Annotated in this window: 16 protein-coding genes and 1 rRNA gene; 14 read left to right on the top strand and 3 right to left on the bottom strand. The window is 27.3% G+C overall.

Annotated elements, in window-relative coordinates:
• A 5S ribosomal RNA gene (gene rrf, locus ACI48P_RS13765) occupies positions 1-104 on the top strand; the annotation flags it as partial.
• A 42-nt stretch (positions 105-146) separates the two neighbouring features.
• Positions 147-434, top strand: coding sequence for a hypothetical protein (locus ACI48P_RS13760; RefSeq protein ID WP_475216627.1), 288 nt, complete (start codon positions 147-149; stop codon positions 432-434).
• A 41-nt stretch (positions 435-475) separates the two neighbouring features.
• Here ACI48P_RS13760 and ACI48P_RS13755 read toward each other — a convergent pair whose 3' ends face one another.
• Complete coding sequence (locus tag ACI48P_RS13755; RefSeq protein WP_475216626.1) at positions 476-658, bottom strand: hypothetical protein; 183 nt, start codon at positions 656-658, stop codon at positions 476-478.
• 77 nt (positions 659-735) lie between these two features.
• Positions 736-1,509, bottom strand: a complete 774-nt coding sequence (locus tag ACI48P_RS13750; RefSeq protein WP_475216624.1) for a PIG-L family deacetylase — start codon at positions 1,507-1,509, stop codon at positions 736-738.
• 90 nt (positions 1,510-1,599) lie between these two features.
• Here ACI48P_RS13750 and ACI48P_RS13745 point away from each other — a divergent pair, with 90 nt between their 5' ends.
• The 9 genes from ACI48P_RS13745 (at position 1,600) to ACI48P_RS13705 (ending at position 19,224) form a co-directional block, all read left to right on the top strand.
• Positions 1,600-2,043 carry a hypothetical protein gene (locus ACI48P_RS13745; RefSeq protein ID WP_475216622.1) on the top strand — a complete coding sequence of 148 codons (444 nt, stop codon included), beginning with the start codon at positions 1,600-1,602 and terminating at the stop codon, positions 2,041-2,043.
• 66 nt (positions 2,044-2,109) lie between these two features.
• A complete protein-coding gene (locus ACI48P_RS13740) occupies positions 2,110-2,277 on the top strand; it encodes a hypothetical protein (protein WP_475216620.1) in 168 nt (55 codons plus the stop codon).
• A gap of 157 nt (positions 2,278-2,434) precedes the next feature.
• Complete coding sequence (locus ACI48P_RS13735) at positions 2,435-4,351, top strand: hypothetical protein (protein ID WP_475216619.1); 1,917 nt, start codon at positions 2,435-2,437, stop codon at positions 4,349-4,351.
• Positions 4,344-6,551 carry an ATP-dependent helicase gene (locus tag ACI48P_RS13730; RefSeq protein ID WP_475216617.1) on the top strand — a complete coding sequence of 736 codons (2,208 nt, stop codon included), beginning with the start codon at positions 4,344-4,346 and terminating at the stop codon, positions 6,549-6,551. Before ACI48P_RS13735 ends, ACI48P_RS13730 begins: the two co-directional genes overlap by 8 nt.
• A 6-nt stretch (positions 6,552-6,557) precedes the next feature.
• Positions 6,558-7,304 carry a PD-(D/E)XK nuclease family protein gene (locus tag ACI48P_RS13725; RefSeq protein ID WP_475216615.1) on the top strand — a complete coding sequence of 249 codons (747 nt, stop codon included), beginning with the start codon at positions 6,558-6,560 and terminating at the stop codon, positions 7,302-7,304.
• Positions 7,294-10,749, top strand: coding sequence for a helicase-exonuclease AddAB subunit AddB (gene addB, locus ACI48P_RS13720; protein WP_475216613.1), 3,456 nt, complete (start codon positions 7,294-7,296; stop codon positions 10,747-10,749). The genes ACI48P_RS13725 and addB overlap by 11 nt, the downstream gene beginning before the upstream one ends.
• Entirely contained in the window at positions 10,749-14,486 is a 3,738-nt protein-coding gene (addA, locus tag ACI48P_RS13715; RefSeq protein WP_475216611.1) for a helicase-exonuclease AddAB subunit AddA, read from the top strand. The genes addB and addA overlap by 1 nt, the downstream gene beginning before the upstream one ends.
• A 9-nt stretch (positions 14,487-14,495) precedes the next feature.
• Complete coding sequence (locus ACI48P_RS13710; RefSeq protein ID WP_475216609.1) at positions 14,496-15,710, top strand: exonuclease SbcCD subunit D; 1,215 nt, start codon at positions 14,496-14,498, stop codon at positions 15,708-15,710.
• Positions 15,697-19,224 carry an SbcC/MukB-like Walker B domain-containing protein gene (locus ACI48P_RS13705; RefSeq protein WP_475216607.1) on the top strand — a complete coding sequence of 1,176 codons (3,528 nt, stop codon included), beginning with the start codon at positions 15,697-15,699 and terminating at the stop codon, positions 19,222-19,224. Before ACI48P_RS13710 ends, ACI48P_RS13705 begins: the two co-directional genes overlap by 14 nt.
• Positions 19,225-19,590: 366 nt before the next feature.
• On the opposite strand, the gene ACI48P_RS13700 is transcribed toward ACI48P_RS13705, so the two are convergent.
• A complete protein-coding gene (locus ACI48P_RS13700; RefSeq protein WP_475216606.1) occupies positions 19,591-20,265 on the bottom strand; it encodes a nitrite/sulfite reductase domain-containing protein in 675 nt (224 codons plus the stop codon).
• Positions 20,266-20,557: 292 nt separating this feature from the next.
• Here ACI48P_RS13700 and ACI48P_RS13695 point away from each other — a divergent pair, with 292 nt between their 5' ends.
• From ACI48P_RS13695 to pepT, 3 genes are all read left to right on the top strand, one after another.
• On the top strand, positions 20,558-21,808 hold the full coding sequence (locus ACI48P_RS13695; RefSeq protein WP_475216604.1) for an HlyC/CorC family transporter: 1,251 nt from the start codon (positions 20,558-20,560) through the stop codon (positions 21,806-21,808).
• Positions 21,809-21,885: 77 nt separating this feature from the next.
• Entirely contained in the window at positions 21,886-22,938 is a 1,053-nt protein-coding gene (ytvI, locus tag ACI48P_RS13690; protein ID WP_475216603.1) for a sporulation integral membrane protein YtvI, read from the top strand.
• A 30-nt stretch (positions 22,939-22,968) separates the two neighbouring features.
• Complete coding sequence (gene pepT / locus ACI48P_RS13685; protein ID WP_475216601.1) at positions 22,969-24,195, top strand: peptidase T; 1,227 nt, start codon at positions 22,969-22,971, stop codon at positions 24,193-24,195.
• The last annotated feature ends 181 nt before the right edge of the window (positions 24,196-24,376 follow it).

Below are 24,376 nucleotides of genomic sequence, written 5' to 3'. Positions count from 1 at the left end.
GCAAAGAGGATACACCTGTTCCCATTCCGAACACAGAAGTTAAGCTCTTTAGCGCCGATGGTACTTGGGGGGCAACCTCCTGGGAGAGTAGGACGTAGCCACGTAATCTTTTTTTATATAAAAAATTATAATTGAGGATGATTATTATGGACAAATTAAATACAGAAGATATAAAATTATCTAAGGAAATAATAGAAATTTTAAATAAAGATAAATATTCACATTTATATAAGGAAATAAAAAAATTAGAAAAGAATAGAAAGATAAAAGTTAAGTTTATTGGAGAAAAAGAAAAGTACAAAGAGGAAGAGTATGCAATATTTGAAGTCTATTATAGAATAAAGAATAAAATTACTTTGTTTAAACAAAATGATATAGAATTAAATTATAGAAAAATAAGCAAAATTTATGTTAGATGGAATGAGTTATTTTAAGCTCTGAATATATTATATACTCAGAGCTTTTAAATAATAAATTATTTATTATTCTTGTGTTTTTCAGGATGACAATTTTCTGAATAAACTTCAGGAGATTTTTTTAGTGTAGAAGTCCATTGATTATTAGTTTCATCCTTTTGCTTTGAACCAGCTTTACTAGTTAAAGAAATATTAGAACCACACCATTGATTATTAGATTCACATTTATTTTTATTTTTCATATAATTCACCTCTTAAATAATATTCTTATATATTTTCACCGAAAAAAGTTAAATTATTATGGTTATTTATACTATATTTATTTTAAGGGTAGATGCAATATAGAAGGTAGATTAGGGTCGTTCATTAATCTATCAAAATAGCTATGTGCAGATTCGTAGCCAATACCATCTATATTTTTATCGTATTCCTGTAATGTTTGTGCTGTGTATAATACTTTTAGACTATTATCAATTTTGTTTTTATACTTAGGTTTAATAAAGTACATTACATCATTAATCTTATTTTCATCATAAAGATTTTTTATCACCTTGCCATTTTTCTTATGCATAGGATGATCATCATATTTATAGGAGTGAGCGACGTGAGTAACATTGACTAATTTGTCTTCATAATATAAAGCTAGTTCCTTCATAAGATCAAAATGGTTGACAGACTCATTATCTAGTTCTGATAATATGATAATATTATTATCTTTTATACCAAGAAATTTTAATGCTTCCTTAAACTCATTGTTACGAAGCTCTTCTTTTTCCTTTCTAGTTAAATTCTTATATTTAATATTTTTAAATATATTTACTCCAGTACCATCTGAAACAAGCACGACATATACATTATCAGGGCCACATTTCTCAATAGCTCTAATAATACAACTACCAGCCCAAAGAACCTCATCATCTTGATGTTGAGGATAAAAAACTACATTATCATTAAAATTTCTGTTATAAATCCATAAACTTTTATCTTCTTCATTAATAATTGGCTTTGTATTTTTATTATTAAGATTAGATAAAATAAAAAAGCTTATTAGAATAATTAAGCTTAACATAATTAGTTTATATGAACGCTTCATATGCTTATATATCCTTTCGTATAAATAATTCTTGTGAACCTTTACTTTTTATTTTTATATAATATATTAAAAGTAATTTGGGGTGAGTATATGCAAAAAATATTTGATGCTAGTGAAAGATTATTTTTCAACATTCTTATTATATGCTTAATTTCATGTATCTACTTCAACATTTTCCCTAAAAATACAATTACCATAACTATAGGATTAATATTTTGTTTGTTTTATTTTGGTATAAACTTTTATACAGGTTACTTTAATAACTTGAGTATTAAGGAATCGATAATTGTTGGAACTATAGGATGTAGTATAGGATTATTTTTAGGTTTTTTTGCAATATATACGAAGTTTGTATTAAATAGCCCTAATACAGCAATATGGATGATTATGCCTTATTTTTCTCCAACTATTTCCTTAATAAATGTATTTGCAACAAAAATAACTTTTGCTTATCAGTTTATTATAATGGTTTTAAATATATTATTTGTTATAATGGGTTCAATTAGTAAAAAAATAATGAATAAATTATCTTAGTAAACTCAATAATTATAATATGACAAAAATAAAATAGGGCATGGTGATGTTATGTATGAGGTACTAATGAAATATATGAACATAGGTAATAATGATAATCCATTTGCATTTACATGTGAAAACTTCATTGTAGAAAATAATAGATATAAGTTTGAAAATATTTTAATGGATGATTTTATAATTAGTGATTTAGAAGTTAATAATGATGATATAGCATTAATAAAGATTAGATAAATAAGCAGCCTTATGGCTGCATTTTTTTCATCTAGATATTATTTAAATAGAGTATTACTTTAGAAATGATAATATTAGAGAAGCAAATTTTTACAATATTATATGTTATAATTAGTACATACATTTGATTATAAGATGTAGAGAAAAAGGTGATTATATGAAATATTTATATAAAGAAAATGACAATAATTTAAAAATAGGTAAGGTATTAAATAGATATAAAGAGTTATTGAGTAATGCTAATAATAAGTCAAAGAAAATACTACTACTAGTGCCTAACAACAGTTCAAAATTAAAGTATGAAAGAAATATAGATCTGCAATATAGTGAAGAATTAAATATTAGTACATATTTAGGATTTATAAAAAGAGAATTAGTTAGATATTGGCCATTAGTAGTTAATAAATGTAATAAAATAGGAAGTCAGTCTATAACTCCTAAATTTATTAATAATAGCTTAAGTGAATATATAATAGGTGAAAAAGTAGATAGCAGTAGAAGATTATTAGGATACTTTGATGATATTATTGCTACAAATAAAAATATCGCTCAGAGTATTAATACAAATATTAATAAAGCAGCTTTAAGTTTAATAGACTTTAAAGCTATTGGTGAAAAAATATACTTGTCTAAAAAAAATAAAGATAACTTAATGAGATTTTCATATAGCCAAATGGATGAAATTATAAGTTATTATATTGAAACTTTATTATCAAATTCAATGATTGACAACTCTTTAAGTGTATATTTATACCAAAATTATTTAATAAATGATGAAACATATGTTAGTAATCTTAAAAAAGAAGTTGATTATTTAATAGTAGAGAGCCTAGAATTATGTAGCTGTGCTGAGGTAGATTTTGTTGATATTATTTCTAGTATATCAAAAGAGTCCTATATTTATTTAAATAGTACCAGGGACTATGCTTCATTTAATAATGTTGACATAGATTACATAAAAGAAAAAATAATAAATAGTTGTGAATTAGAAAATAATGTTAAATGCACGTGTATTAATGGTTGTATTGAAAATGTAGAACTTAGCGATATATATAGCTTGCCAGCAAATATAAGTTTAAATCAATCTAGTCAATTATACAGTGAAATGGTAAAAGAAGTTTGTGAAAAAGTACTAGAACTTATAAAATCAGGTACAAGCCCAAAGGATTTAGTAATAATATCTCCTATAAATAATACAATATTAGATTATCAAGTGAAAAATATATTATCATCTGAGGGAATAGAAGTGATAAATACTAAAAAAGATAAAAAGTTAGTTGATTATCCTTATGGAAATGCTTTAGTTGTTGCAAGTTGTATATTTTATGGATTAGAAGAACTAATTAGAGAAGAAGAATTTATAAGTTTTATAGAAATAGTATTAGAAGTAAATAGAATAAAGGCATTTAAAGTCTATAGAGATAAAGATAGTAACTCAGAGTTCTGTGAGCTTAGAAATTATATAGTTAGCAAAAAAGAAAGTGATATTAAAATTGATGAGTTTTTAATTAAGTTTTACTTAGATAAAATGCTTAACTTAAAATATGGTAGAGAAAATGTACATGTATGTAAACAGATAATAAATGAAAGTAGTGTCTTTGTTCAAAATGTTGAGCTTTTATGCTTAGATAAAGACAAAAGTAAAGAGCAAATATTTATTACTGCTCTTAAGACATCAATAAATGATTATTATACTTCTGTTGACATGGAAGAATTTAAAGAGTGTAGCAAAGTTATGATAACAACACCTTATACTTATATATCTAATAATATAAATAGACCTATACAATTATGGGTAGATATAGGAAGTAACTCGTGGAACATGAAAATTGAAAAAGAGCTAAGTAATATTGTAGTTTTAAGAAAGACATTTGAAGAAAAAAGAGTTTATAGTGACATTATGGAAGAAAGTTATAAAAAATATTATCTATATAATATGATATATAGCCTTTTATGTGATTGTAAAAAGGTATATGCATATAAAAGTGAATATACAGTTAATGGATATATTCAAGAAAGTATATTATATAGTCTCTTATTAAAGATTTTAGATAAGGGGGACAATTATGAATAATATAAGCTATAGAGAAGATCAAATACCTATAATTAACTATGAGAGAGGGACTATGGCAGTTCCAGCAGTACCTGGAGCAGGTAAGACTTTTATAGTTACTAATCTTGTAGCAAAGCTATTAATGGAGAAAAAACATAAAGGTGGAAAAATATTAGTTCTTACATATATGAATAGTGCAGTTAGCAACTTTAAAGGTAGAATTAAAAAAATTCTTGAAGAAAGTGATATTCAAGAAAATAATTCTTATGAAGTAATGACAATACATAGTTTAGCTGTAAAGATAATAAAAGAAAAGCCTGAACTAGTAATGTTAAATGAGGAATTTAGCATTGCTGATGATTTACAAAAAACAATTATTCTAAATGAGTGTATTAATAGATTTAGAAGTAGTGGTGGAGAAAGAATTTTTGCTAATTTCTTAAAAGAACAAAAAGATGAAAGATGGAGAGACATTGCTCTAGAACAATGGGAAAGAGGATTTTATGATCTTATTGGAAGTTCTGTAAGTGAACTAAAATACAAGGAAATATCACCAGATGATTTAGAAGATAGTATCATAAAGAATGGACATAATGGAATATTAAATATTATTTTACCAATTTATAGACAATACGATAAAAGCCTAAAGCAACAAGGGTTATTAGATTATGATGATATATTAATTTTAGCTTATAGAGCTTTAAGCATGGATGAAAATTTAAGAGCTAAGCTTCAAAATAGATATAAATATATTTTTGAGGATGAGTGTCAAGACAGCAATGAAATACAAGGTAAGATAATAAAAATAATAAGTAATGAAAATAACAACTTAGTAAGAGTTGGGGATATAAATCAAAGTATAACAGGAACATTTTCATCTTCAGATCCAAAGTTTTTTAAAGAATTTATAGAAGAAGCTGATCATTGTCACAGAATGGACATGTCTAATAGGAGTTCTAAGGATATATTAGAACTAGCTAATAAGTTAGTTAAATATGTTACATATGATTTTAGACAAAATGAGTGTAGGACTGCTTTAGAAGATATGGAGATAAAAACTGTTCCTACAGGTATGGGATATAAAGAAAATCCTAACCCTGATTCCTACAATATAAATATAAAATGGTATGAGACTTGGGATCAAGAACTAGATAATACAGTTAGATACACTAAAGGAATAAATAAAAAATATCCTGATAAGAGTATTGGTATTTTAGTTCCTTATAATGAACAAATTACACAAGTAGCTAAATTACTTATGGAAAATAATATAGAATTTGAAGAATTAGGACCTAATTCTCTTAATAAAAGGAAAGTATTAATTAATATTTCATATGTAATAGACTTTTTATTAAATATGGAAGATAATAATAAACTAATAAATGTACTAGACAAGGTATTCATACATAGTGAAAATGAGCTGGGTAAAATTGATTTTTTACAATTGCTTAAAAACTATGACACTGAAGAAATAATATATGGTAATAAAACAGACTCTTTAATAATTGATAAAGAAAGTGATATTTTTAAAGGATTTATAAGTGGAAAAAATGCACTTAGAGAAATACTAGAATACTCAATAGTAAGATTAGATTTATTAATATTATTTATAGGAGAAAAAATCAATATTTCTAAAGAAGATAAGGCAATCGTAGACTATTTATCATTCTACATAAAATACTTATGTTCAGAAAACATTAATATAACTTTAGATGATGTTTACAAAATATTAATGGATAATAAAAATAAAGTTTTTAATCACATTATTGATGTTGTTTATGAGATAAACGGGTATGAACCTAAACCAGGAAGTGTTACTATATGCAACTATCATAAGTCTAAAGGACTAGAGTGGGATTGTGTTTTTTTACTAGGTCTTGTAGAGTATAACTTCCCAGATAACGTAAATCAAAAATTCCAATGTGATAAATGGTATTTAAAGGATGCATATAAAAATCCAACAGCTGTAATAAAATCAGAAATTGAAGAATTATTGACTGGAAAAGTAAATACTAACTTTTCATATAACACAAAGATTGAATTAATAAATGAAAAAATTAGATTATTATATGTAGGAATAACAAGGGCTAAAGAGATGCTTATATTATCAGGAAGTGCATACAAAGATCAACAAGATATTGGAAAAAAAAATAAAGAACAAAAGCCAAGTATTTATTTAAAAGAGCTTAATGCTCATATTGCAAACAAAAGAAAGAAGTGATATTAATTGAATGAGAAACTAAAATATTTCTGTTATAGTCAAAATTCAATAAACACATATAAATCATGTCCTTTAAAATTTAAGTTTAAATATATTGATAAGATAAACTGGAAATATGATGATGTTGAAAGTAGAGATTATTATGAAAGTTTAAGATTGGGGAGAGATTTTCATTTATTGTGTGAAAGATATTTTAATAATATACCAATAGGGCATATAGAATCCGAGAAGTTTAGTAAATGGATAGAGAAAATAAAAAAATTGGTTCCTATAAAAAATGAATATATATATTTACCAGAATATGAATTAAGGCTTAATATTAATGGATATAAGATACAAGCAAAATATGATTTGTTAGTACTTGGAAATGACAGTATAGAAATATATGACTGGAAAACTGAAAGTAGAAAAATTGACTACAAAAATGTTGAAAATAGAATGCAAACAATATTATATATGTTTTTAGCAAAGGAAGTAATACCTAAGCTTGAAAATAGAAATATAGATACTGAAAATATTAAAATGAAATATTATCAGCCGGAATTTGATAATGAGGCAATAACTATTGTGTATAGTGATGATAAACATATTAATAATAAAAACAAAATAATTAATTATCTTAATATGATGCAAGAAGATGATTATGAAGAACATAAAAATAAGAAACACTGTCAATATTGTGAATTTAATAAATTATGCAATAATAAAAGTGTAGATTATAGTATTTTGGAGGATGACATATATGGGACTTAGGTTTGTGCTAGGTAGAGGCGGTAGCGGTAAATCTACCTATATATTAGAACAAATAAAGCAAAGGGTTTTGGATAATGATACTACCCCTGTAATAATATTAGTTCCTGAACAATATACCTTTGAGATGGAAAAACGGGTAAGTAAGTTATTCTTAGGAGACGTAAAAGATAAATATTTAAGAACAAGAGTATTAAGTTTTAAGACTATGAGTAATATAGTCTTTTCTCATGTTGGTGGTTTGACAGATGTAAATATTAATTCTAGTGGAAAAGCAATGATGACTTACAAGGCTATAGAAAGTGTTAGTAAAGAGCTAGAAATATTTTCAAAGTCATCTTCTCAGTCAGGATTTGTAAGCTCTATATCTGATATGATAGGAGAATTTAAGCAATATAACATTAGTGCTGATATGTTAGATAATATTTGTGGAGACTTAGACAATGAAACCTTAAGATTAAAGTTAAAAGACATAAGTAAAATATATAGAGAATTTGAAATGATACTACATGAAAACTATGTAGATTCTCAGGATATGTTAAATGCTTTATCTGACAAACTGGAAATATGTGATTATTTTGAAGGTGCCCACGTTTATATTGATGAATTTACTGGTTTTACACCTAATCAGTATAAAGTTTTAAAAAGTATACTTAAAAAATCTAAGGAAGTATTAATAAGTCTTACTGTAGATAATATTAATAATTTATCTTACTACAAGACGGATGCATTTTCTAGAACTAAATTTACATATGAGAAGCTAGTAAAGTTATGTAGTGAAGATAATATAAAAATAGAACCACATATTAACTTAAATAATGGAAACATAAAAAGATTTGAAGGTAATAAAGAGCTACAACATTTAGAAAAATATTATAATGCTTATCCATATAAAGTTTATGATGAGCCTACTAATAATATTAAAATAAAAGAATTCAATAATTTATATAATGAAGTTGAAGAAATAGCCAAAGAAATAGTACATCTAGTAAGAGATAAAAATGTAAGGTATAAGGATATAACTATTGCTACTAGAGATTTAAATAGATACGACTTTTTAGTTAATTCAATATTTAATGAATATAAAATACCAAACTTTATTGATAAAAAGAGAGAAGCTAAAAGTAATCCAATTATTGTTCTTATAATATCAGCACTTGAAATGAGAAATAGAAGATATAGCTACGAAACTATGTTTAGATATTTAAAAAGTGGACTTATAGGAATTAGTAGTGAAGATATAAGCTTACTAGAAAACTATGTACTTGCAAACGGAATAAAAGGCAAAAGATGGTTTGAAGAAAAATGGAATTATAGATTAAATCATAATATCAATATTGACGAAACTGATTATGATAGAGAGATAATTGATAAAGTGAATGAAATAAAAAATAATTTACTAGAGCCTATTATAAAATTACAAAACAACCTTAAAGGTAAAAATAAAGTTAAAGATATTTGCACATATGTGTATGAGTTTTTAATAGATATTGATATGCCAAATACTATTGAAGAGCTAATAATAAACTTTAAAGATAAAGGTGAGTTAGATATTGCTAATCAATACTCTCAAGTATGGAATATAGTAGTAGATATATTTGATCAAATGGTTGAAATAATGGGAGAGGAAGAAGTTTCATTAGATAAATTTATAAGAATAATAAGCCTAGGGTTTGATGAATATGAGCTTGGTTTAGTTCCTCCAAGTATAGATCAGGTATTAGTTAGTAGTGTAGATAGAATGAAAAATCCTAATACTAAATACCTTTATTTAATAGGGACTACAGATGGAATATTCCCATTAATAGCTAAAGATAATAGCTTACTAAGTGACAATGATAGAAATAACTTAGGAGAAAAAGGTATAGAAGTAGATATTGATAGCAAGACAAAAACCTTTGAAGAACAGTTTTTAATATATAAAGCACTTACTTCTACATGTGAAAATTTAATAGTAACTTATCCTATATCAGACCACGAAGGTAAAACTCTAAGACCATCAGTAATTGTATCAAGACTTAAAAAGATATTCTCAAACATTGATAATAAAAGTTATTTAGTAGAAAAAGATGCTAAGACTAGTGATGAAATATTAAATAAGATTACAGTAAAAGCACCTACTTTTAATGAACTTATAAATGAAATAAAAGGATTTGATGACAAAAAAGAAATAGATGATATTTGGCTAGATGTATATAGATACTATTTAAGTGATGATGAGTATAAGTATATCGTGAGGAAGGTTATAGATGGACTAAACTTTACTAATCAAGTAAGTAAGGTAGAGGAAGAGAAGATAAAAAGTCTATATGCAAATAATTTATTAAGTGTATCAAGATTAGAGAAATACGCTCAATGTCCGTTTGCATATTTTGTTCAATATGGATTAAAGGCAAAAGAAAGAAAAGAGTACTCTTTTACGGCACCAGATTTAGGAACGTTTATACATAATATATTAGATACATTTTCTAAGGAATTATCAAGAGATAAGTTAACATGGAGAGATGTAGACATAAATTACATAAGTACGAAAGTATCTAGAATAGTTGATGATATAGTTTCTAAAATACCAGGATACATATTAGAAAGCTCAGAAAGATATAAATACCTTGCTTATAGACTAAAAAAGATGCTTATTGCAGCAATAAATATTATAAGTGAGCAAATTAAACAAGGATCATTTGAGCCAAGTGATTATGAAGTAGAGTTTGGTATAAAAGGAAAATATCCGCCTATTAAAATAGTATTAAATAATGGCGAAGAAATAAATTTAATTGGTCAAATAGATAGAGTAGATGAGTTTGAAGAAGGTGAAGACAAATACATAAGAATCATTGACTATAAATCTGGAAATAGATCTATAAGTTTAACTGATATTTACTATGGTCTTCAACTTCAGCTAATGGTATATCTAGATGCAATATTAGAAAGTTCAAAAGACGATAAGTATAATTTAAATCCTGCAGCAATACTTTACTGTAGAATAGATGACCCTATAGCTAAGTTTAATGAAGATAAAAATGATGAAGAAGTTAGAGAAGCAATATTAAAAGACCTTAGAATGAAAGGTTTAGTTATAAAAGACTCTCATATTATTAAAGAAATGGATAAGTCTCTTGAAAATGGTGAAAGAAGTTCTTCATTAGTAATACCGGCTAACTTGACTAAAGATGGTGGTATAGGAAGAAATACTAGTGGTGTAACATATGAAGAGTTTGAAGTATTAAGAAAGCATGTTAAGAAAACAATAAAAGAGATTTGTCAGGATATGATTTCTGGGAATATTATGATAGCACCATACAAAAATAAAAACGCAACGTCTTGCGATTTCTGCTCATATTCGGTAATATGTCAGTTTGATACAACTTTAAAAGATAACAAATATAAAATTTTAAATAATAAAGATAATGATGAAATAATAAAAAGTATGAAAGGAGATGTTGAGTAATGAGTTCTCCTAAATGGACAGATGAACAACAAGCAGTTATTGATAGTAGAAACTGTAATTTACTTGTAGCAGCAGCTGCAGGTTCTGGAAAGACAGCTGTACTTGTTGAGCGTATTATACAGATGATTACAGATAAAGAAAATCCAATTGATATTGATAAATTATTAGTAGTTACATTTACAAATGCAGCGGCTTCAGAAATGAGAGAAAGAATAGGAGATGCAATAGGAAAGGCCTTAGATAAGAACCCAGAAAGTAAGCATCTTCAAAATCAACTTATATTATTAAATAAAGCAAGTATTACTACGATACATTCATTTTGTTTGGAAGTAATTAAATCAAACTTCCATAAAATAAACTTAGATCCAAACTTTAGAATAGGGGATCAAACTGAGTGTTCTTTATTAAAGCAAGAAGCTATAGAAGAGGTTTTTGAAGAGTTATACGAGGCTAAAGATCCTGGCTTTTTAGATTTAGTAGAAAGTTATGCTGAAAAAAGAGGCGATAGTGAGCTTCAAAATATAATACTTAGTATATTTACCTTTGCTATGGCATCACCATATCCAAAAGATTGGTTAAATGAAAGTGTTGAACTATTTGATATAGATGAAGATTTTGATTTCTCAAAATCTATTTGGGCTAAGGCTATACTTGATACTGTAAAGATAGAAATGAACGGAATAGTAAACAGTATGAATAAAGCTTTAGAAGAAGTTGAAGGAATAGAGGAACTTGAAACATTTACAGCAAAATTAAAAATTGAGTATAACAAAGTAACGAAAATATTAGATGCAGTAAATACATCATGGGAAGATGCTTATTTACAGATGTCTACTATGGAATTTGAAAATTATGTTAAAGGTGTGAAAAGAATACCTAAAGACGCTCCTTCATATATAAAAGAAGCGAAAGATAAAGCAAAGTCTATAAGAGATAAGATGAAAAAATCTTTAGAAGGAATAATTGGATCAACTTTTTATAAAAAGACAGAGTATATTAAAGATGAAATACTATATTTATATCCAATAGTAAAATCTATTTCTGAAACAGTAATTAAATTTGAAAAAAGCTATGACAATAAAAAGAGAGAAAAAGGAATAATAGACTTTAATGATATTGAACATTTTGCTCTTAAAATACTTACATCAAAAGATGAAGAAGGAAATACTGTACCATCAGATATTGCACTAGGCTATAGAAATAAGTTTTATGAAATATTTATAGATGAATATCAAGATAGTAACTTAGTTCAGGAAGTACTTCTAAGCACTATTGCAAAAATAGAGACTCCTAATAGATTTATGGTTGGAGATGTTAAGCAAAGTATTTATAGATTTAGACAAGCAAAGCCAGAAATTTTCCTTCAAAAATATAACGAATATGGAGTAAATAAAGGAAGTTTAAATAGAAAAATAATGCTATACAAAAACTTCAGGAGTAGAGAAGAAGTCGTTGACTGTGCAAACTATATTTTTGAAAATATAATGAGTGAAAATATAGGTGAAATAGAATATACACAAAAAGAAAGACTAAATCTTGGTGCAAGCTTTAAAGATAATGAAGAAGAAAATACTATAGTAGGAGGACCTACTGATATACATATTATTCAAAAAAGTATTAAGCCTAATGAAGATGGAGAAAATACGGATAACCAAAAGGAAGAAGAGGAAGAAATAGACAACGTACAGCTAGAAGCAAGAATGGTAGGTAAAGTAATTAGAGAATTGATGAGTCCAAAAGAAGACGGAAAAATATTCAAAGTATATGATAAGAAAAATGATGAATATAGACCTGTAGAATTTAAGGATATAGTTATATTACTTAGAGCAACTTCTATGTGGGCTCCTGTTTTTGCAGATGAGCTAATGAATATGGATATACCTACTTACGCGGATATTGGAGTAGGATATTTCGATACATTAGAAATAAAGACTATATTATCACTTCTTCAAGTAATAGATAACCCTATGCAAGATATACCACTATTAGCAGTATTAAAGTCTCCTATGTTTGGATTTACTCCAGAGGACTTAATTGATATTAGAATAGAAGAAAAGGATAAAGGGTTTTATGAAGCTGTAGAAAACTTTGCTGATTTTGAGGATAAAAGAGGAAGCAAATGTATTGACTTCTTAAACAAGTTGAAGGATTTTAAGGAAAAATCTTTATATATGAGTACTGATGAGTTTTTATGGTACCTATACACTAAAACAGGATATTATGCATATGTAGGGGCATTACCTGGAGGAAGTCAAAGACAAGCCAACTTAAAAATATTATTTGAAAGAGCAAAACAGTTTGAGGAGACAAGCTTTAAAGGAATATTTAACTTTATAAACTTTATAACAAAATTAAAAAAATCAAATACTGATATGGGTAGTGCTAAAACTTTAGGTGAAAATGCCAATGTAGTTAGAATAATGAGTATTCACAAAAGTAAAGGTCTTGAGTTCCCTGTTGTAATTTGTTCGGGAATGGGTAAAAATTTCAATACTCAAGACTTTAAGAAAAATATATTATATCATCATAAGCTAGGATATGGACCTCAGCTAGTAGATTTTGAGAGAAGAATATCTTATCCGAGTATTGCAAAAGAAGCATTAAAAACAAGGATAAATATAGAAAATCTATCTGAGGAAATGAGGGTTTTATATGTTGCATTTACTAGACCTAAAGAAAAATTAATAATAACAGGATCTACAAAAGATATACCTACTAGCATAAATAAATGGACAAGTAATATTGATGGTTCTGGTAAGGTATCTCAATATGAAGTTTTAAAAGGCAAAAACTTCTTAGACTGGATTATGCCATCAGTATTAAAACATAAAGATTTAGAAAATGTTAGAGAAAGTGTACATGTTGAAGTTAGCAATTCACACATAGAAAATCATAGGTCGAAATGGAATGCAAAGCTTTGGTATAAAGATGATGTAATATTAGAGCAAAAAGAAGATGAAGAAAATCAAACTATTGAAGATATTTTAGACAATATAGATTTAGAAGTTAGCAATAGTGAATATTATGAAGTTATAAAAGATAAGCTCAATTATAATTATCCATTTGAAACTAGTGTTACTAAGCCAGCAAGTATTTCTGTAACAGAAATAAAGAAAATACAAAATAATTATGAAGAAGATTATAGTAGTGAGATATTTAATAATAGTTCAAATTTAAAGAAGCCTATGTTCCTTCAAAAAAGTGAAGAAACTGAAAAAATAACTGGAGCTGAAAGAGGAACAATTGTCCATTTAATAATGGAAATAATAGACTTAGATAAAATTAATAATATTGATGAAATAAAATCTCAAATAGATAATTTTGTTTCTAAAAATATAATAACTGAAAAGCAAGCATCAGTAATCAATCCATTTAAAATTTATAAATTCTTTAAATCAGATATAGGAAAAAGAATGTTAAAAGCAGACTTTATAAAAAGAGAACAAGCAATATATTCTGATATAAAAATGAAAGATGTTTATATAAATGAGGATATTCTAGATGATAGCAGTTTAATGCTTAGAGGTATTATAGATACTTATTTCGAAGAAAATGGTAAAATAGTATTAGTGGATTATAAAACTGATTTTGTAAATGAAGAAAATAAAAATCAAATAGTTTTAAAATACGAGAAGCAGTTATCACTTTATGCAGAGGCATTAGAAAAGCTTACGGGAAAAGAAGTAAAAGAAAAGTATATATACCTATTTGGAATAGATGAAGGTATATTGATTTAGGAGGGCAATATGAGGTTTATTCATACATCAGATTGGCATCTAGGGAAAAACTTAGAAGGTAAATCGAGACTAGAGGAACAAGAAAAATTCTGTGAAGATTTTATAGATATTGTAAATGAAAACAACATAGATATGGTAGTTATAGCTGGAGATATATACGACACATCTAATCCTCCAGCTCAAGCAGAGAAACTGTTTTATAAAACAGTTTCTAAGCTTTCTAATAATGGAAAAAGATGTGTTTTAATAATCTCTGGAAACCACGATAATCCGGAAAGATTAGGAGCTGCAACACCACTTGCTCATGAACAAGGAATAATAATACTTGGAAACCCATTAAGCGCAACGCAAGTAGCAAGCTATGATGGATTTGAAATATTAGAAGCAAAAGAAGGTTGTGTAAAAGTAAAAGTTAAAGATGAAGAAGCAGTAATAATAACTCTACCTTATCCTAGTGAAAAAAGATTAAATGAAGTTATAGGTGATACTGGTAGTGATGAAGAAAGACAAGTAACTTACTCAGAGAAAATAGGAGATATATTTAGAAACTTAGAAGAAAACTTTGAGGATAATACTATAAATATAGCAGTATCGCATATTTTTGTGGTTGGAGGAGAAGGAACTGATTCAGAGAGACCGATACAACTAGGTGGTAGCTTATTAGTAGAAAAGAAAGATTTACCATCGAAAGCTCAATACATAGCTCTAGGTCATTTACATAAGCCACAAAAGGCATCTGCTCGTTTAAATGCATATTACTCTGGTTCACCTCTTCAATATAGTAAAGATGAAAGAGCATATACAAAAGGAGCTTATATAGTTGATATTGAAGCAAATAAAAAGCCTAAAATAGAAGAAATATATTTTAAAAACTATAAGCCAATAGAAGTATTTAAGTGTAATGGAATAGAAGAAGCTCTTCAAATATGTGAAGAAAATAAAGAGCGTGACTTATGGTCATACTTTGAAATAAAGACTGATGAAGTAATTTCTCAATCGGATATAAAAAAAATGAAGGAAACTTTAAAAGATATAATAGAAATAAGACCGATTATAACTAGCCAGTATGAGCAAGAGAACATAGATATAAAAGAAAAATCAATGGCAGAATTGTTTAGTGAATTTTATTCATTTAGTAGAGGTATAGAGCCAAAAGGAGAACTGATGGATTTATTCCTAGATATTATAAGCGAAGAAGGTGATACAGCAGATGAGGCCAATTAAATTAGAATTAACTGGACTAAATAGCTATACAGATAAACAGGTAGTAGACTTTGAAAAACTGACTGAAAGAGGATTATTTGGTATATTTGGGAATACAGGTAGTGGTAAATCTACAATATTAGACGCCATAACTATTGCAATGTATGGAAATATAGCTAGAAATACTAAAGAATATATAAATAGTGCATGTGACAAAGCAATAATTAATTATGAGTTTGAAATAGGAAATAAAAACTCAAAAAGAAGATATATAGTAGATAGGACCATCGTTAGAAGTAAAACAGGTACCAAAACTTCTCATGCAAGATTAGTAGAAGTACATAATGATGGAAGTACAGTAGTACTTGCTGATAAGGTAGGAGATGTTAATGATAAAGTTGCTCAAGTAGTTGGACTTACAGCTAATGATTTCACAAGATCAGTAGTATTACCTCAAGGTAAGTTTAACGACTTCTTAAAGCTAACTGGATCAGAGCGTAGAGATATGCTTGAGAGAATCTTTAACTTAGAAAAGTATGGAAGAGGGCTTATAGATAAGGTTAGAAGAAGAAAAAATGTACAAATACAAAGTTTAAGAGATATTAATTCTAAGTTAAGTCAGTATGAAGGAATCAGTGTTGAATTACATGATAACACATTAAAAGAATTAGAAATTCTTAAAATAAATGAAAAAGAAAAAACAGAAGAATTAGATCGTGAACAAAAAAGACACGAAGAAAATAAAGCTATATTCGAAGAGCAAACAAAACTAGAAAAAAACGAAGCTAGAAAAAAAGAACTAGATTTAAAAAGAAATGATATGCATGATAAGACTAAGCAATTAGAAAATGCACTAAATGCAGATAAAATTCATCCATATATATCATCAGTACAAAGTTTAGAAAAAGATATTGCTGATGGTAATATGAAAATAGTTAATCTAGATAAGAAGTTAAATATTCTAGGACAAGAACTTGCAATAACAAAATTAAAATCTGAAGAAGCTTATAACATTAGAAATGAAAAGTTACCTAAATTAAGTGAGGAAAAAAGTAGACTAGAAAGAGCAAAAAATTTAGAAATAGAATTAATAAGCTTAAATAAAGAACTTAAAGAGTTAAAAGAGAAAGGTACTAGCCTTAATAAAGATAAAGAAATATTAGCTGTAGTTTTGAAAGATAATGAATCTAAAAGAGAAATATTAGCTAGAAATGTAAAAGAAATTGAAAATAAAACAGAAAAGTTAATAATAAGTGCAGATTTAAAACATAAAATATTCCTAGCTTATGATTACGAAAAACAATATAACAAGCTTAGTGAAGAGAAAAAGACAAATACAGGCAAATTAGATTTATTATCTAAAGAATATGAAGATATAAATTTAAAATCTAAATATATACAAAGAGATAATGATGTTATTAGTAAAAAGTTAGAGGAAGAAAATAATCATCTTGATTTATTATTAAAAAAATGTCCTGGTAAGAATGATGATATTTTAATAAAAACAGAGCAATTAATAGAATTAAAATCAAGAACTGAGATAACGAAAGAAAATGAAACAAAAAAAGAAAATGTTCAAAACGAGTTAAATACTATTCTAGAACAAAAACACAACACAGATAGAGAGCTAATATCTAACAATGATAAATTAGAAAGCATTAATAAAAATATTTTAGATTTAGAAAAAGAAATAGATAAACTAAAATATTTAAATTTAGCTTCAGAGCTTAGAAAAGAATTAAAGGAAAATATGCCTTGCCCTGTATGTGGATCAAGACACCATGAAGAAATAGATGTAGATAAAACCGATGATAGAATAGAATTTGCTAAATCAAAATTAGAAAAACTTCAAAAAGAAGAACAAGATATTAAACACAAAATAGAAATACTGAATTCTAGAAATAGTGAAATTGTATCTACAGAAAAACTTAAAACCAAAGAAATGGAAGAATTAAAGCACAAGTTAGGTGAAATAAAATCTTCTGATTTAGGAAAAAAATATGAAGAAGAGCAAAGAAAGCTAGAAGTTCTAAAGAGTAGTCTGCAAAGATGGGAAAAAGAAAAATTAGAAACAGAAGATAAAATTATTAAGTATAAAGAAGAAAAAAATAGAGTAGAAAAAAATGAAGTTAAAATACAAGAAAGCATAAACAGTTATAAAAAATCAATAACTGAACTCAAAGAAAGTATTGATAATATAAGCTCAAAATACAATGAGGTGAAAGAACAATATATTGGATTAAAAAGTATAACAAAGGTAGCTGATCTAGAAGGTAAAGTTGCTGAAATAAATAAAAATGAAAAACTTATAGAAGAACTTAACAAGCAATACTCTAATGCAAGTAAAGAAAAAGACGAAATAGAAAAAAGCATAAGAAATGATCAAACTAAACTGCATCAAATAGACTTAGAGTTAATTAGTGCTAGAGAAGTATATGCTGAAAAACGTAAAGCAAGAGATGAAAAATATAACGATGTTATAGCTATAACAAAAGGTGAATTAGCACAAAATTTACTAAATAACTTAGAAGCTGAGATTAATAAAATTATTAACCATGAAGAAACAGTTAAGAAGAAGTTAGAAGAGCAAAGAATAGAATATGATAAATTTGTAGCAGAGAAAAATAACGTAGAAGGTAGATTAAAAATTGCTAAAGAGCAATACAAGCTACAATCAGAGACTTTAGAACAGCTACTTAGAGAAAGTAAGTTTGATGGAATATATTCAGTTAAGCGTTCATTATTAGATCCAGATTATAAGAGAAGGCTAGGAGAAGAAATAGCTGAGTATGAAGAAGAACAAAAAATTATAACATTTAAAATAAAAGAACTAACAGAAAAATTATGTGGAAGAAGAGTTAAAAAAGAAGAATTTGAAGAGTTAAAAAATAACATATATAACCTTAAGGTAGAAGTAGGCAATATAGGTAAAGAAATTGGAGCAAAACAAAATACTATTAATAATCTTAAAGAGTCTTTAGAAAAGGTTAAGGAATTAAATAAAGAGCTTAAGTCAGTTCAACATAAAGTAGACTTACTAGAAGACCTAGATAAAATTGTACAAGGTAATAGGTTTGTTGAATATGTTGCTACTAATCAATTAAAATATATAGCTTTAGAAGCTTCTAAAAGACTAGAAGTAATTACGAAAGGGCGATATGCTCTAGAAATTGATTCAACATTAAACTTTGTTATGAGAGATAACTTTAATGGAGGATTAAGAAGAAGTGTAGATACTTTATCAGGAGGAGAAACATTCTTAACATCTCTTTCATTGGCTCTTGCACTGTCTTCACAAATACAACTAAAAGGAAGTGCTCCTTTAGAGTTCTTCTTCTTAGATGAAGGTTTTGGTTCCCTAGACAGTGACTTACTAGAAATAGTTATGCAGTCTTTAGAAAGGCTACATAATGATAAGTTAAGTGTTGGTATAATCAGTCATGTTGAGGAGCTTAAAAACAGAGTACCAGTAAAACTAGTTGTTATGCCTAGTGAAGCTGGCAGTGGTTCAAAGGTAAAAATAGAATATAGTTAAAAAAGTGGCGTCTACAAGGGGGAGATTGTAGACGCCATATATATACTTATTAGGGGGAGAGATATATAAATTTTCCGCTCTCATTTATAATTATCTGCATTATATAATTTTTTATACTGGCAGATATAAAAAAGAGCCACCTTACACAAGGGGGGGTGAAGGTGGCTTAAAATATTTAGGGGGGAAAGAAATTATTATTAATATCCGCTCATTTTATTAGAATATTAACAGGAGTTTTGATATTCATATTATTCGATTTTGTAAGAGAAGTTGGTTAAGTTCCTCTTACACTATATACTATGCAAATACAATAAAAAGTGACACAAATTAATAAAAAAATTTTGAAAAAAAGTTATAAGATGTTATTTACTGTAAATATTTGTCTAAATTAATCATAGATTTAAAGGTATCAAAACCTACTCTATCTAAATAAGCACCGAGACGCTCTTTTCCTGTAGCATTTTTATTATAAATATTTATTACCTCATCAACTAAATCTAGAACTTTTTCATCAGGTATGTTCATTGCAAGTCTATCACCTAGTCTTGGAATGGTACCTCCTTTCCCACCTACAAATACTGTCCAGCCTTTAGGAGTACCCATAAGACCAATATCACGAGTATGATTGTCTGAACAGCTATTTGGACACCCACTTACACCTATTTTTAATTTATTTGGTAGATTCATACCATGATATCTATCGTCAAGCTTTAACCCAAAAGATACTGAGTCTCTAAAACCTCTTTTACAAAATGTAGTTCCAGGGCATGTTTTTACACTTCTAACACATAAGCCTATAGCAGCACCTGGGTTCATACCTAAGTCATCCCAAGCACTATCTATTTGCTCCTCCTTTAATCCAACCAGAGCTATACGTTGAGCTGCAGTTATTTTTATAGCATCAACTTTATATTTATCTGCGACATCTGCCAATTTTCTTAATTGGTCAGATGATACTAAACCTGCAGGTAAATGTGGTGCTATAGCATAAGTTTCTTTGTCGCGTTGAAGGACAGCGCCTTTTTCTAATAAGTCTTTCATTTAATTCTCCTTAATAATTAAGATTTTAGTTATATTATATGAATATTGCAAAATTTTATAATTTGATAATACTTTTAAATTAATGTACATATAAGTAGTTATATAAGATAAATATATTTGTAGAGATTATAGAAAGTTTATTTGTAAAAGAAGTAATAAATATTAAAGGCATTTAAGAGGGAATAATATCGTTAACCTTAACTAAAACCAAGTGGTATTATTTCCAAAAAATTAATAATTATGATATAATCTATAATGACATAAAAAACAGTAAATAGGAGAGTGGTAAAGGTTGGAATCGCCCGAAAGTTTGATTCAAATAGTAATTTTAGGAGTTTTACTTATAGGATCTGGATTTTTCTCAGCATCTGAGACATCATTAATGTCATTAAGTAAAATAAGAATGAGACACATGAAAGAAGAAGGAGTTAAAGGAGCTAAGTTAGTAAGTAATTTAATTGAAGACCCAAATAGATTATTAGGATCAATATTAGTTGGTAACAACGTTGTAAACATTGCAGCAACTGCTATTTCTACATCATTGTTTATAAATTTAATGGGACCAGATGGAGTTCCTGTTGCTACAGCAATGATGACAATATTGGTATTAATATTTGGAGAAATAACACCGAAAACTATAGCAGCAAATAACTCAGAAAAAGTTGCTCTTTTTGTAGCAAAACCGATAAAGTTAGTAATATTTATACTAACACCAATAGTGTGGGTATTTAACATAATAACGGGAGTAATATTTAAATTACTTGGTATAAAAGATAAAGGTGCTCAGCCATATATTACAGAAGAAGAGTTAAAAACTATGGTAAATGTAAGTCATGAAGAAGGAGTACTGGAAATCGAGGAAAGACAAATAATTAATAATGTATTCCAATTTGGAGACATGCAAGCAAAAGAAGCTATGATTCAAAGACTAGATATGGTAGCTATAGACTCTGAAGATAGTTATGATGAAATTATTGAGATGTTTAAAAATGAAAAATTAAGTAGATTACCTGTATATAAGGAATCGATAGATGATATAATTGGTATCCTAAACATAAAAGATGTAATATTTTTAACTGATGATGAAATTGATGAATTTAATATTGAAAATTATATAAGAGAGCCTTTCTTCACATATGAATTTAAGAAAATAACTCAACTTCTTGAAGAAATGAAAAAAGAAAAAAGTCAAATGGCCATAGTTGTAGATGAATATGGTGGTACAGCAGGTTTAATCACTATTGAAGACTTAGTAGAAGTTATTGTTGGAGACATAGAAGATGAATACGATGAAGAAGATGATGAAATACAAGTTATAAAAGAAGATGAATATGTAGTAGAAGGAAGTACAAAAATTAGTGACGTAAATGAATTAATAGGAATAAAGCTAGAATCTGAAGAATTTGACTCTATAGGTGGCTTTATTATAGGACATCTAAGAAGATTACCAGAAGAAAATGAGGTTATCGAAGTAGAGAATATAAAGTTATGTATAGAAAGCTTAGATAAAAATAGAATAATGAAGATAAGAATTTTCACATAATATAACACTGCCTTGGCAGTGTTTTATTTATATAAATATGGAGATAATTAAAATAGTAACTTGAAAGGGATGATGATATGGCTGTTTTAGATAGAGAATTTAAAGTAAAGGCAAAAAATAATATAATATTTTTTATTATATATACATTGGGTTTTATATTAGTTTGTAAGACATTTCCTTATATAGCACCATTTATTATTGGAGGTTTAATAGCAATATTTATTAATCCAATATCTCAAAAACTAAAAGATAAACTCAATATAAATAAGGGGCTGTCAACTATAGTGTTAAGTTTTATTGGAGTAGCTTTAGTAATTTCACTAGGTACTATATTTATATTATCAGCAAGCAGAAGCTTGGTGGAGTTTGTAAATAATTTTTCATTAAACCACGGTGAAATAAATAATTATATAATCGATTTAGTGAATAAAGCCAATATATATATTTCTCAATTTCAGGAATTTGCAAATTATAATATAGAAGAACTTATTAATAAGTATAGTCTTCAAATGATGGACTTGGCTAAAGGGCTTTTAGCAAGTATAATTAACTTAGCTACATCTATTCCATATATTGTATTATTTACCATAACTTTGTTTATATCAACATACTTTATAGCAAAAGATATAGATAGGATGGAAAATGGTTTTTACAATATATTTACAGATTCTTCGAAAAAGAAAGTGAAAAATATTAAAAGAGAAATAATATTATCTATTATTGGTTACATAAAGGCATACACAATACTTATTACATTAACTTTTTTAGTTATATGGGCAAGTTTTAGTTTACTAGGTATTCCATATGGTTTTGTACTAGGAGTTATTGGAGGGTTACTAGATTTAGTTCCATTTTTAGGTATTGTAGTTATATTTATACCTGTAATAATATATTATTTTCTAGCAGAGAATTACTTTGTATGTATTGCTATTACAATTATATTTATAACACTATCATTAATTAGACAAATATTAGAGCCAAAGCTTGTTTCTGTGAATATAGGTATAAATCCACTTGCATCAGTAGCTGCAATTTTTATAGGTATACAAATTGCAGGATTATTGGGAATAATATTTTGTTTAGGACTAGTTGCTATGCATCAAATATTAAATAAAGTTGAAATACTTTAAAATGATAAACAAGAGAAAAGAGGTATAAGTATGAGAGAAAAGGTTTTAGAAAGATTTTTAAAATATGTTACTTTTGACACAACTGCAGACCCTAAAAATGCAAATTGTCCATCATTTGAAGGGGAAAGAGTATTTGCAAACTATTTAGTTGAAGAACTAAAAGGGCTTGGTCTAGAAGATGTAAATGTTGATGAAAATAGCTACGTTATGGCAACTTTAAAAGCGAATACAAGTGGTGTAGATACAATAGGTTTTATATCACACCTAGATACAGCACCAGATGTTACAGGTAAAAATGTTAAGCCTAGAATAATAGAAAATTATGATGGTAAAGATATAGTACTTAATGAAGAGTTAAATATAAAAACTTGTGTCAAAGACTATCCTGAACTTACTAAGTTTGCAGGTGAAGATTTAATAGTTACTGACGGAACAACTTTACTTGGGGCTGACGATAAAGCTGGTATAGCAGAAATAGTTACTGCAGTAGAGTATTTAATAAATAATCCTGACATTAAGCATGGTGATGTGAAAATAGGATTTACACCAGATGAAGAAGTAGGTAGAGGAGCTAATTTATTTGATGTGAATAAATTTGGTGCTAAGTATGCTTATACTATAGATGGCGGTATAATGGGTGAACTTCAATATGAAAACTTTAATGCAGCAGCGGCTACAATATCTATACAAGGAAGAAATGTACATCCAGGTAGTGCTAAGAATAAGTTAGTTAACGCACTACATATAGCAGCTGAAATATCTGAGTTATTCCCAGCTAATGAAAGACCTGAAACGACTGAAAACTATGAAGGTTTCTACCACCTAAATGATTTAAATGGAAATGTTGAAAATGCAACAATGGTATATATAATAAGAGATCATGATAAAGCTAAGTTTGAGGAAAGAAAAGAATTCATGAAATCAACTATAGCTAAAGTTAATGAAAAGTATGATGGAAGAGTTACACTAGACTTAAAAGATCAATACTTTAATATGAAGGAAAAAGTTGAACCAGTTAAGTTTGTAGTAGATATAGCTGAAGAAGCTATGAGAGAATTAGAGATTGAGCCATTAATAATACCTATAAGAGGTGGTACTGATGGAGCAAGATTATCTTTCATGGGTCTACCATGCCCTAATATATTTACAGGTGGGCTTAACTTCCATTCTAAAAATGAGTGTATACCAGTTGTAGCTATGGAGAAGTGTAGTGAATTAATAGTTAGTATAATCAAGAAATACGCATCAAGAGGATAAGTTTTTTTGTGAATTGAAAATTTTGAGAGTGATTGGCGCTCCGGGTTACATATAATAGTTCTATGCCATGCAGGCAAGGTGCGCGCCTGCAAATGGCATTTGAACTATTATATATAACCCTACGCTAAAGCACTCTCAAAATTTTTTTATTTCTCAAATAGTGGAGAGAAGTATAAAAAGA

It is taken from the genome of Romboutsia sp. LXY-2 (genome assembly GCF_056171995.1).
This window is presented reverse-complemented; position numbering and strand designations above follow the sequence as displayed.